Consider the following 11,275-nt stretch of genomic DNA (forward strand, 5'->3'; position numbering starts at 1 on the left):
CGAAATCCTGGACCTCGGCCGCAAAACCCGGCTCTTCACCCCCGCCCAACGCACCGCCCTCACCGCCCGCGACCAAGGCTGCACCTTCCCCAACTGCACCACCCCCGCACCCTGGTGCGAAGCCCACCACATCACCTACTGGTCCCACAACGGCCCCACCGATCTCAGCAACGGCGCACTCCTCTGCACCCACCACCACCACCTCGTCCACAAAGAACAATGGACCATCACCACCCAAAACGGCGTCCCCTGGTACACACCCCCACCCCACATCGACCCCACCCAAAAACCCCAACAAAACCACTACTTCAAACCCCCACCACCACCCCGCGAATAACCCACGCCCACAGCAACAAACGGCAGCGCCCGGGCGCTACTGGCGGGTTGGCTGGCGGGCGGTGCCCGGCGGGGTGTGGGCGGTGCCGGCGGGCCCGCGGCGGCTGACAAACGGGGCGATGATGGCTCGACGCACAAGGGCCTGGACCAGCAAGCCTCAAACGAAAATGACCCGCGACGTGCGAAATGACCAGCAACCGCCCGACACTCACCGAATGAGGGGCCGGCCATGACCCGGGCGGCCTTGCACAGACCTCAGGAATGCAGGAATGCAGGAATGCAGGAATGCAGGGGACGATACTGGACACATGATTAGGGCAGCGAGACCAGCCGACCTGCCGCGCATTCGTGGCATCGAAGTCGCGGCCGGAGAGCTCTTTCGCGAGATCGGGATGGACACGATAGCGGACGATCCTCCACTGTCGGAGGCAGACTTGGCACCTTATCTGCGCGATGGCAGGGCTTGGGTTGCCACCGACGCCGCCGACAATCCCATTGCGTACCTTCTTGTAGTCGTTATTGATGACTGGGCCCATATCGAGCAGGTCACGGTCCACCCGGTTCACAGCCGCAAGGGTTTCGGCAGTTCACTCATCGACCACGTGGAACGATGGGCCGCCGCACACAACCTCGATGGAATGACGTTGACAACTTTCCGGGACGTCCCTTGGAACGCGCCCTACTATGAGCGCCTCGGCTTCGTTCATGTCCCCGAACAAGCCTGGTCCGATGGTCTGCGCCAGGTCGTGCAAGAGGAAAACCAGCACGGTCTGAATGCCTGGCCGCGTGTGGTGATGAATAAAGAGATCGGCCCCAGGAGCCGGCCCGGCTGCGCCGGATCGGGTCCGGGCACGCCAATGGTTCCCAGCCCCAACGAAGCTTAAACAGCTCCGCCCCGGCGGAACCAATGGTTCCTGCCGGGGCGGAGCTGCCACCCGCCGTCGGACGTCCCTTGGAGGAGGCTGAGGACGTCCGGAGCCGTTTTGGCGGTGTGAGGACTGAATGGTGCGGGGATCAGCTGATGGCCGACTTCATTTCATCGTGGGCCTTCTTGCCGGCCTCTTCAGTCGAGAGCCTGTTGAAGAGGACCTCGGAGGTGTACCGCTTGACGATCTCCTGGATTGCTCCGGCGCCCTTCGGCGGCGGGGCGGGAGCCTCGCCAAGTTCACCCTTGATCTGGTCGATGAACTTGACCACCTTGATGTCAGCGGGGGTCAGCTTGGACGCAATGGCATCACGAACTTCGGTGTTGGGGTACACACCGCGGTCTGCCAGGAGTGCCTGGCCGGCCTTCTCGTTGTTGGCCAGGAAGTCAATGAACTTGGCCGTTTCCTTGGGGTGCTTGGTGCGTGAGGAAGCGGACCAGAACTGGGAAGCCTTGTACCAAAGCTTCGTGTCGGCAGCCTTGCCGGTCTTGGACGGGAACCGCAGGATCTGGAGGTCGCTGCCGGCTGCCTTCTCGAGTGCCGGCAACTGGTTCGACCACCAGAAGGCCAGCCCGTTCTTGCCCGTGGCCAGGCCGCTCTGGTCGAGCGGTGCAGCTTCAGCTTCGACAACCTCAGACGCCGACGGGACAGCCTTCTTCTCGCTGAGTTCCTTCAGGAATTTCCACCACTCGGCAATATCGGCCGGCTCGAAACCCAGTTTGCCTTCCGAGGTGTACAGGGACTTACCGTTCTGCCGGAGCCAGACGCCCAGGGAAGCCTCGTCCGTACCGTAAGCGGCGGAGCCGTAGGTGCCCTTCGGGGACTTCTCGGTCAGTTCGGCGGAGATGCGGCCGAAGTCTTCCCAGGTCCAGGTCTTGTCATCCGGAAGCGCCACACCGGCAGCCTTGAACACAGCCGGGTTGGCCACGATCGTGGCGGCATTGATGCCTGCGGCGACACCGGTCAGGCCGTCTTCGCTCTTGCCGGCATTAAGCGCGGCTTCGTCCAGTTTGGACGTGTCGATCTCATACTTTGAGAGGTCCAGCAGTGCGCCGCGGGTGGAGTACTCGGTGATGTACTTCTCGTCCATCTGGATGATGTCCGGGGCGTCGTTGGCGGCAACCTGGGTGGCCAGCTTGTCCCAGTAGCCGCTCCAGTCACCGTACTCGGGCTTGATCTTGATCTTGGGGTTCTCGGCCTCGAAGGCGGCGATGGCAGCCTGGGTCAGCTGGGCGCGCTTGTCGCTGCCCCACCAGGAGAAACGCAGTTCGACGGTTCCGTCGGCGCTCTGCGGGGAGGCTCCCCCGCCGCAGGCGCTCAGGGCGAGAACGGCGGCGGCTGCAGCGGCGACCACGCCTGTCTTGCGGAACCGGCGCCGTGCGCCATTGGAGGGTGTCTCTGCCGAACGGTTCTGGGCAGCAGACTTAGAGCGGGGAAAAAGCGGCACTGGATACTCCGATCTTCTTTGATCTTGTTGCTGGGGATGTGAAAACGAGGAAGCGTTTTCTTAAGTCTGATACTACAAGTTGAGCACTTGTATTACAAGAGGCTATTTTGAATAACTGCCGGACCCTCGCCCACGCAGGAGTACCGACCAAGCGGCAGGCCGACGTCGGATGTTCCGCGGGTGGGGCCGTCGTCATCTCAGGGCGTACCGACGCCGGATGTTGCCGCACGCGGTGACCTCACGTGCATAGGAGGTGCCGCCGTCGGACATTCCAATGCAGGCCCCCCGTATTGCGCCCAGCCGGGCGCAAAACGGCCGACGGCCCGTCCGGTGGGACGGGCCGTCGGCTTCGGGTGTGAGCCCGAAGGTAAAGCTGCGGGGCTTAGCCTATTTGATGCCGGTGGTGGCGATGCCCTTGATGAGGAACCGCTGGCCAAAGAGGAACACCAGGAAGACCGGGAGCAGGGACACGATGGACATCGCGAACAGCGATCCCCAGCTCGTGGCTGACTGCGAGTCCACGAAGGCGCGCAGCGCGACGGGAACGGTGAACATATCCGGGTCCGTGAGGTAGATCAGGGCGCCGAAAAAGTCGTTCCAGGTCCAGATGAACGTGAAGATGGTGGTGGTGGCCAGGGCCGGGACCATCAGGGGCAGGATGACGCGCAGGAAGATGCGGGGGTGGCCCGCGCCGTCGATGCGTGCAGCCTCGTCCAGGTCCTTCGGAATGCCGCGGATGAACTGGACCATCAGGAAGACGAAGAACGCGTCCGTGGCGAGCAGCTTGGGCACGATCAGCGGCCAGAACGTGTTTACCCAGCCGATCTGGGAGAACAGGATGTACTGCGGGACGATGACCACGTGGAACGGGAGCATGATGGTCAGCAGCATGATGCCGAAAAACAGCTTCTTGGCGGTGAACTGGAGCCGGGCGAAGGCGTAGGCGGCCATCGAGCAGGAGATCAGGTTGCCCAGGATGGAGCCGATGACCACGATCGCGGAGTTGAGCATGTAGTGGCCGAAGGGGTGGGTCAGGGCTGACCATCCGTCGGTGTAGTTGCTCATCTCCAGGCTGTTGAGCCAGAGTCCGGGTTCGCGGAAGATCAGCTCGTTGGCCCGGAGTGAGGACACCACCATCCACAGCAGCGGGTAGATCATCAGCCCGCCCGTGAGGATCAGGATGGCGTGCTTGATGAGGGCCCTGGTCCGCTGTGACCGGCTGAACGCCAGGGTGCCGCGGGATTCCCGGGGCTTGCGGTGGTTCTTAGGCTTGCCGGCGCCGGAAGTCTTCCTGTCCGGGGCGGGCAGCGTCTGCAGCTTAGTCGTCATAGAAAACCCAATACTTGGAAGCGATGAAGTTGATAGCGGTGAACACACCGATGATGACCAGCAGGACCCAAGCCATGGCCGAGGCATAGCCCATATCGAACTGGCCGAAGCCCTTCTGGTAGAGGTACAGCGTGAAGAACATCGTGGAGTCCGACGGGCCGCCGTTGCCGCCCGAGACGATGAACGCCTGGGTGAAGGACTGGAACGAACCGATGATCTGCAGGACCAGGTTGAAGAAGATGATCGGGCTGAGCATCGGCAGCGTGATCTTCCAGAACTGCTGCAGGGTGGTGGCGCCGTCGACCTTTGCGGCCTCGTAGTACATCACCGGGATCTGCCGCAGGCCGGCCAGGAAGATGATCATCGGGGCGCCGAACGTCCACACGTGGAGCAGGACGATGGAGCCGAGCGCGGTGCTGGGGTCCGAGATCCAGCCCGGTCCCTGGATGCCGAACATCGCCAGGACCTGGTTGACCAGGCCGGTAGTGCCAAAGATCTGCTTCCACAGGATGGCAACGGCCACCGAACCGCCCAGCAGGGACGGCAAGTAGAACACCGAGCGGTAGAACGGCAGGCCGCGCAGGCCCTTGTCCAGCACCAGCGCGATCAGCAGTGCCACCGCGAGCTGCAGCGGGACACCAACAAACACGTAGGTGAAGGTCACCCGGAGGGAGTTGTGCAGCCGGGCGTCACTGAGCATCCGGGTGAAGTTGTCCAGGCCGGTCCATTCCGGCGGCTGGAGCAGGTTGTAATCCGTGAAGGACAGGTAGAGGGACATCAGCATGGGGCCGATGGTGATGGCGACCAGGCCCACCAGCCACGGGAGGAGGAAGATATAGGCGGCCTTGTTGTCCCGGCCGTTGGCCTTCTTCTCCTCCGCGGTGGCCTTGCCCTTACGACGGGAAATTGTGCTGAGTTCGCTGATGGCGCTCATTGCGGTGACTCCATTTCACGCAGCAGGCCCGCCGGTGCCGGCATGCATGCCGGCCGGGGCGTCCTGGGGATATGTTTAGCGGCCATGTGGTCTCCTTTGGTCATCGTGGCCCTCCACGTCTGGGGTTGATCGCCGGGGCGATCTGGATGCGTCCCGCCTCCGGTGGCGGATTCCTGGTGCTGCAAGCAGCGGTTGTTGCTGTTTCCGCGGTCCGGATCTGCCGCCGCCCGGCGGGACGATGAAAAAGCGGCTCCGTACCAAAGTAAACGGTTTCTTGACTCCTGTACAGCCCTTTGTTAGTTTTTGAGAAAGCGTTTTCTGTAACTAGAATCACTCTACCCATACTTCAACACCCAAGGGGCACGACAATGCGGTTTGGTCTCAACAAGTCTTCACTGGGCATCGCCGGAGCCACGGCGGCCCTGGCGCTGGTTCTCACCGGCTGTGGCGGCGGTGGCCAAACTGCAAAGGTGGGTACTGTCGAGGACCCTGTGGTCCTCCGGTTCGCCTGGTGGGGGAATGACTCCCGCGCCAAGACCACCCTCGAAGTCATCAAGGATTTCGAAGCCGCCAACCCCACTATCAAGGTGCAGGGCGAAAACACCGAGTTCAGCTCCTACTGGGACAAGATGGCCACCCAGATCGCCGGCGGCACCACCCCTGACGTCTTCGCCATGAGCGGTTCATATCCCAGCGAATACTCCAGCCGCGGCGTGCTGCTGGACCTGGCCAAGGTCAAGGACCAGCTGGACACCTCCAAGTTCGCGGAGGGAACCGTGGACCTGGGCAAGATCGACGGCACGCAGTACACCATCACCGCCGGCGTGAACTCGATGTCCATGGTCATCGATCCAGTGGTCTTCGAAAAAGCCGGCGTGAAACTCCCGGATGACGAGACCTGGACCTGGGACGACTTTGCGGACATCGCCGCCGAAATCACGAAGAAGTCGCCGCAGGGAACTTTCGGCACCACCCCCATGGCCAACGATTCCTTCCTTGCAGTCTGGGCCCGCCAGAACGGCGAGGACCTGTACAGCGAAGACGGCAAGAAGATGGGCATCAGCGAAGACACCCTGACGAAATGGTTCGAGCTGAACAAGAAGCTGATGGAAACCGGCGGGGCGCCGTCGGCATCCCAGACAGTGGAAGACGGCTCCGCCCAGCCCGAACTGACCCTCATGGGCCAGGGCAAGCAGGGCATGAAGATCTCCTGGAGCAACCAGATGACCTCCTACTCGGGTTCTCCCCTGGTCATGATGAAGATGCCCGGTGAAAGCAAGGAGCCCGGCGCGTGGCTCCGGTCCTCCATGGAGTACGCCATCTCCTCCAAGTCGGCCCAGCCCAAGGAAGCAGCCCTCTTCATCAACTACCTCGTAAACAACATGGACGCGGCCAAGAAGATCAAGAGTGACCGCGGAATGCCTGCCAACACCGAGCTGAAGGCCGGCATCACCCCGCTCCTGAAGGATTCACAGCAGAAGGAAGCCGCCTACCTGGACCGCATCGCCGAGCTCAAGATTGCAGCTCCGAAGCCGTTCCCCGCCGGATCGTCGTCCACGCTGGAGGTTTTGAACCGATACAACACGGATGTACTCTTCGGAAAGGTGTCCCCGCGCGACGCGGCCAAGGGCATGATTTCCGAGGTCAACCAGAACCTGGGCTGACCCGCAACGACGCCGACCATCCCTTCGAACACAGGCAGGCAAGTGAGTACACCACACGAGCCCACGCGGCCCAGCGCGATCGCCGGCTATGAGGACTTGCCCGGCTACGTCCGGAACCAGCCCCGCCACCAGGCAGCTACCCCGGCAGCGCAGGACCTCGCGGATGCCCTGGGCGTTCCGGCAGCCGTCCCCCGGCCGGATGCCACCGTCCACTGGGAGGAAACGTACGACGGCGTCACCACCTCCCAGCTCAGCTGGCAGTTGGGCTTCGGCCCGCGCACCACTGGCTGGCTCGTGCGCCCGGCCGGAGCTTCCGGGCCGCTGCCGGGCGTCCTTGCACTGCACTGCCACGGCGGAAACAAGTTTGGCGGAGCGGACCGGCTCGTGGAGCTTCCGCACTCCCACCCCTCCGCGGCGGCGGCCAGGGCCGGCCATTACGACGGCCAGGCCCTCGCCACCGAGGTGGCCCGGGCCGGGTTTGCCGTGCTGGCCCATGACACGTTTGCCTGGGGCAGTCGCCGCTTCGACCTCTCCGTGCCGCCGTGGCGGACTGCCTCCGCGCTGGAGGCAAGGAAGTCGCAGTGGCGGGAGGACGGCGTCGAACCAACCGATGCCGATCTGTACAACGCCGCGGCCGGTTTCCACGAGGACACCGTGGCCAAGGCGGCGGGCCTGCTCGGCACGAGCCTAGCCGGGATGGTGGCCCATGATGACCTGGCGGCGCTGGACATCCTGGGATCCATGCCGGGAGTGGACCCGGAGCGGCTGGGCTGCATCGGCTTCTCCGGCGGCGGCGGCCGGTCCCTCACGCTGGCGGCCCTGAGCCCAAGGATCAAGAGCTACGTGGTCACATGCATGATGGCCACGTTCGAGTCCCTCCTGCCCGCCTACCTGGACGCCCATTCCTGGCTGCTCCAGACGCCAGGGCTCTGGAAACTGGGTGACTGGCCGGAGCTGACGTCTACGTCGGGCGCCGACGGATTCCTGGTGCAGTACGCCCTGGCGGACCAGCTCTTTCCCGAGGACGGCATGCGCGAAGCCCACCGGATCCTGGAGTCGATCCATCCGGCCGGCTCCTACACCGGAAGGTTCTGGCCGGGCGGGCACGTCTTCACCGCAGAAATGCAAAATGAAGCCATCAGCTACCTCTCCAGGGCCCTGGGCGCCGGAAGCCCCGCGGTCCACCACCACTCAACCCTTTCCACTCCATAGGCACCGAGGACCATCGATGACTCAGCAATCCGCCTTCGCGGCACCAGACACCACAGCACCGCATTCTGCCGCGGCGACCGGCTCGGCCACCGCTCCGACCGCCCGTCCGCGGATAGCCCTGGTGGGCGTCCACGGCTTCGGCGAGCGGCACCTGGCCAACCTTGCCCGGCTGGAGGCGGCCGGCGCCGTCGAACTCGTGGCCGTGGCGGACCCCAATCCTCCGCAGGACGGCAAGCTGGGCACTTCCGTGGCGGTCTTCACCACCCTGGACGAGCTGCTGGCCTCGGGAACCGCTCCCGATGTGGTCGTCCTGGCCACCCCCATCCAGACGCACGCGCCCCTGGCACTGGCTGCGCTGGCAGCCGGATGTGACGTGTACGTGGAAAAGCCCCCGGTGGCCTCCATGGCGCAGTTCCAGGAGGTTTTGGCTGCGGCTGACGCTTCGGGGAAGCTCGTCCAGGTGGGCTTCCAGAGCTTGGGGTCCCTCGCCCTGCCGGCGATCCGCGAGTCGATCGCTTCCGGTGGGATCGGAGATGTCCTTGGCCTGAGTGCGCAGGGCATGTGGCTGCGGACCAAGGGGTACTTCAAGCGGTCCCGCTGGGCGGGCAAGCGAAGCCTCGATGGCACCGATGTGGTGGACGGCGTGGCGACCAACGCGCTGGCGCATGCGGTGGCCACCGGGCTGCACATGGCCGGCGCGCACACCCTGGCCGACGTCGCGTCCGTGGAGACCGACCTCTACCGGGCCAACGACACCCAGAGCGACGACACCTCCGTGATCCGCGTACGTACTGAGGCCGGGCAGACCCTGCTGTGCGGCCTGACGCTCTGCGCCCCGGAGCCGCGGAGGCCGTCGGTGACCGTTCACGGCACAAAGGGCGACATCACGTTCTTCTACACCGAGGACGAAGTGGTCACCACCACCGCGGCCGGTGAGCGCCGCGAGACGTTCGGGCGGACTGACCTGCTGGAAAACCTGCTCGCGGCCCGCGCCACCGGCACTCCCCTGCTTTGCGCCCTGGCGGACACCGGCGCGTTCACCTCCGTCCTGGAAGCCATCCGCACTGCCCCGGACCCGCAGGAAATCCCGGCTGCGCACATCACCTGGGAGGGCGACGGCGACGACGCCCACCCCATCGTCAACGGCATCCCTGAACTCATCGAACGCGCGGCCAAGGCCCAGGCCACCTTTGCCGAGCTCGGCGTCCCCTGGGCCCGCAGCCTCCCGCCCGTGCAGACCTTCGACCTTGGCGGCCACGCCGTGGCGGACTACCAGGACGGCAGCCACATCCGGGCCGTGTCCTCGCCCCGCCCCTACCTCCACCCCGTCCGCACGCTGGCCGGCACGGTGGTCACCGACCACCAGCCGCTGGACCACGTGTGGCACCTGGGCGTGGGCGTTGCCCTGCAGGACGTGGACGGCGTCAACTTCTGGGGCGGCCGCACTTACACCCGGGCGGCCGGCGAATACGTCTGGCGGCCGGACCACGGAACCATCGTCCGCACGGGCGAACCGTCGCAGCAGGACGGCCAGCTGGCCGAGACCCTGTCCTGGAACGGGCCCGACGGCGCTCCCGTCCTGACCGAGCAGCGCACCTGGACGTGGGCTGCGGCAGGCTCCTCCGCCTGGCGCCTCACCCTTGACTTTGAGCTCTCCCCCGCCGGCGATCAGCCGGTGAGCCTGGGCAGCCCCGGTTCCAACGGCCGCCACCAGGGCGGTTACGGCGGATTCTTCTGGCGCCTTCCGGAATGCCCCGGGGCAACGGTATGGACGCCTGGCGTGGCCGGGGAAGCTTCCACCGGCGAGGCTGCCGTGCACGGAAGCGTCACGCCGTGGCTCGCCTGGTCCGGCAGCTTCAATGCAGGAACGTCCGACGGCGGCACGGAAGACAGTGCCGCCAGCGGCACCGCCACGCTGGTGTTTGTCGCCTCGGAAGGTTCCGCCGACCCGTGGTTCGTCCGCGTTGACGGCTACCCGGGTGTTGGCCAGTCGCTGGCCTGGGACTCCCCCGTGATTGCTGAACCCGGCACCGGAGTGCGCCGCCGCGTCACTGTGTTCATCGCCGACGGGATTTTGGGCACGCAAGACATCGAAACATTGATCAAGTCGCAGGGGGACAACTCATGAGCCAGACCACCACCACACCAGTACCACTCCTGACGCCGCCCACCGGTACGGAATCCACCGGCACGCGGACAGCGCCCGCCAACACGGCAGACCGCGAGGTCAAGCGGCGCCGCGTTTTGGACATCCTGGACGCCAAGGGGCAGGACTCCCTGCTGCTGACCACCCACACCGCCCTGACCTGGTACCTGGACGGCAGCCGGGTGCACATCAGCCTGGCGGGCGATCCCATCGCCGCGCTGCTGGTGGACCGGGACGGCGACCACCTGGTCACGTTCAACAACGAGGCCGGACGGATGGCGGCCGAGGAACTCCCCGCCGGCGTTTCCCTCCACACCGTGCCCTGGTACGGGAACCTGCACGAGGCCGCCGCCGCCGTCGGACATTCTTCCGGCACCCCGCTGGCAGAAGCCGCGGTGGCCACCGAGCTGAGGGCCGCACGGCAGCAGCTGCTCCCGGCCGAGAGCGCCCGTTACGCGCACCTCAGCGCCGAACTGGCGGGCATCGTGACCGACGTGCTGTCCACCGCCCGGCCGGACACCACCGAGTTTGAATTGGTATCCGCCCTGGCCGGCCGTGTGGTGGCCGCAGGCGCTGAGCCTCTGGTGCTCCTGTGCAACGGCAGTTCCCGCAGCGACTTCCGCCACCCGCTGGCCACGCACGCCCCGCTCGGCCGCCGCGCCATGGCTGTGGTGTGCGCCCGCCGGGACGGCCTGGTTGCCAACATCACCCGCTGGGTAAGGTTCGACGCCGGCACCCCAGACGAGCTCGACGCCGAGTCCCGGATCGCCGCTGTTGAGGCGGACATCTTCGACGCGACGGTCCCCGGCGCCCGGCTGGACCGCATCTTCGGCGAGATCAAGGCGGCCTACGTCCGCCACGGCTTCTGCGCGGAGCAGTGGGAGCAGCACCACCAGGGCGGACCGGCGGGCTACGCCGGGCGGGATCCGCGCGTCACCGGGGCCGCCACCGATACCGTGGTGCTCAACCAGCCGTTCACCTGGAACCCGTCCGGACCGGGTGTGAAGATCGAGGACACCATCCAGCTCACGGAGTCGGGCGTGAAAGTCCTGACCGTGGATGACCGCTGGCCCGCCACCACCGTGAACGGCCTTAAACGCCCGGTCACCCTGCAGCTCTAGGCCAAACCCTCTCTCACTTCCTGCAGGTTTTTTCCAAACGCTCGTTACCTTTTTCGTAGCCCCTTTCTGGTGCAGGATGTGGGTGTGCTGGCCTGCCGGTCCCGGCATGATTGTGACGCTCTGTTTTTTGATGATCCGAGAGTGGTGTCACCGGGGTTGG

9 protein-coding genes are annotated in these 11,275 nt (G+C 65.4%); 6 read left to right on the plus strand and 3 right to left on the minus strand.

Going from position 1 to position 11,275, the window contains the following annotated elements; genetic code table 11:
• Both ABV518_RS22145 and ABV518_RS22150 read left to right on the plus strand, forming a co-directional pair.
• The coding region (locus ABV518_RS22145) for an HNH endonuclease signature motif containing protein (protein ID WP_367771758.1) at positions 1-337 on the plus strand (337 nt) is incomplete at its 5' end.
• A 307-nt stretch (positions 338-644) separates the two neighbouring features.
• Complete coding sequence (locus tag ABV518_RS22150) at positions 645-1,220, plus strand: GNAT family N-acetyltransferase (RefSeq protein ID WP_367771761.1); 576 nt, start codon at positions 645-647, stop codon at positions 1,218-1,220.
• A gap of 130 nt (positions 1,221-1,350) precedes the next feature.
• On the opposite strand, the gene ABV518_RS22155 is transcribed toward ABV518_RS22150, so the two are convergent.
• The 3 genes from ABV518_RS22155 to ABV518_RS22165 form a co-directional block, all read right to left on the minus strand.
• Positions 1,351-2,709: an ABC transporter substrate-binding protein gene (locus tag ABV518_RS22155; RefSeq protein WP_367771764.1), complete on the minus strand. Its 1,359-nt coding sequence runs from the start codon at positions 2,707-2,709 to the stop codon at positions 1,351-1,353.
• Between the two features lie 387 nt (positions 2,710-3,096).
• On the minus strand, positions 3,097-4,038 hold the full coding sequence (locus ABV518_RS22160; RefSeq protein ID WP_310165790.1) for a carbohydrate ABC transporter permease: 942 nt from the start codon (positions 4,036-4,038) through the stop codon (positions 3,097-3,099).
• Positions 4,028-4,972 carry a carbohydrate ABC transporter permease gene (locus ABV518_RS22165; RefSeq protein ID WP_367771767.1) on the minus strand — a complete coding sequence of 315 codons (945 nt, stop codon included), beginning with the start codon at positions 4,970-4,972 and terminating at the stop codon, positions 4,028-4,030. Before ABV518_RS22165 ends, ABV518_RS22160 begins: the two co-directional genes overlap by 11 nt.
• 368 nt (positions 4,973-5,340) lie before the next feature.
• Between ABV518_RS22165 and ABV518_RS22170 the strand changes: the two genes are divergently transcribed.
• From ABV518_RS22170 to ABV518_RS22185, 4 genes are read left to right on the plus strand one after another with little or no spacing between them, the layout of a single operon-like run.
• A complete protein-coding gene (locus ABV518_RS22170) occupies positions 5,341-6,636 on the plus strand; it encodes an ABC transporter substrate-binding protein (RefSeq protein WP_367771770.1) in 1,296 nt (431 codons plus the stop codon).
• A 42-nt stretch (positions 6,637-6,678) separates the two neighbouring features.
• Positions 6,679-7,848, plus strand: a complete 1,170-nt coding sequence (locus ABV518_RS22175) for an acetylxylan esterase (protein WP_367771773.1) — start codon at positions 6,679-6,681, stop codon at positions 7,846-7,848.
• A gap of 16 nt (positions 7,849-7,864) precedes the next feature.
• The gene (locus tag ABV518_RS22180) at positions 7,865-9,976 is read left to right on the plus strand and encodes a DUF6807 family protein (protein WP_367771777.1); all 2,112 of its coding nucleotides are present in this window, start codon (positions 7,865-7,867) and stop codon (positions 9,974-9,976) included.
• Positions 9,973-11,115 (plus strand): M24 family metallopeptidase, encoded by a 1,143-nt coding sequence (locus tag ABV518_RS22185; RefSeq protein ID WP_367771780.1) that lies wholly within the window; start codon positions 9,973-9,975, stop codon positions 11,113-11,115. Before ABV518_RS22180 ends, ABV518_RS22185 begins: the two co-directional genes overlap by 4 nt.
• Positions 11,116-11,275: the final 160 nt, after the last annotated feature.

The organism is Arthrobacter sp. HS15c (assembly GCF_040812005.1).
In the GTDB taxonomy this organism is placed as follows: domain Bacteria; phylum Actinomycetota; class Actinomycetes; order Actinomycetales; family Micrococcaceae; genus Arthrobacter.

Excerpts from the sequence above, each read along its gene's own strand:
- ABV518_RS22150 (WP_367771761.1), top strand. The coding sequence starts at position 645 with ATGATTAGGGCAGCGAGACCAGCCGACCTGCCGCGCATTCGTGGCATC.
- ABV518_RS22160 (WP_310165790.1), bottom strand. The coding sequence starts at position 4,038 with ATGACGACTAAGCTGCAGACGCTGCCCGCCCCGGACAGGAAGACTTCC.
- ABV518_RS22165 (WP_367771767.1), bottom strand. The coding sequence starts at position 4,972 with ATGAGCGCCATCAGCGAACTCAGCACAATTTCCCGTCGTAAGGGCAAG.
- ABV518_RS22170 (WP_367771770.1), top strand. The coding sequence starts at position 5,341 with ATGCGGTTTGGTCTCAACAAGTCTTCACTGGGCATCGCCGGAGCCACG.
- ABV518_RS22180 (WP_367771777.1), top strand. The coding sequence starts at position 7,865 with ATGACTCAGCAATCCGCCTTCGCGGCACCAGACACCACAGCACCGCAT.
- ABV518_RS22185 (WP_367771780.1), top strand. The coding sequence starts at position 9,973 with ATGAGCCAGACCACCACCACACCAGTACCACTCCTGACGCCGCCCACC.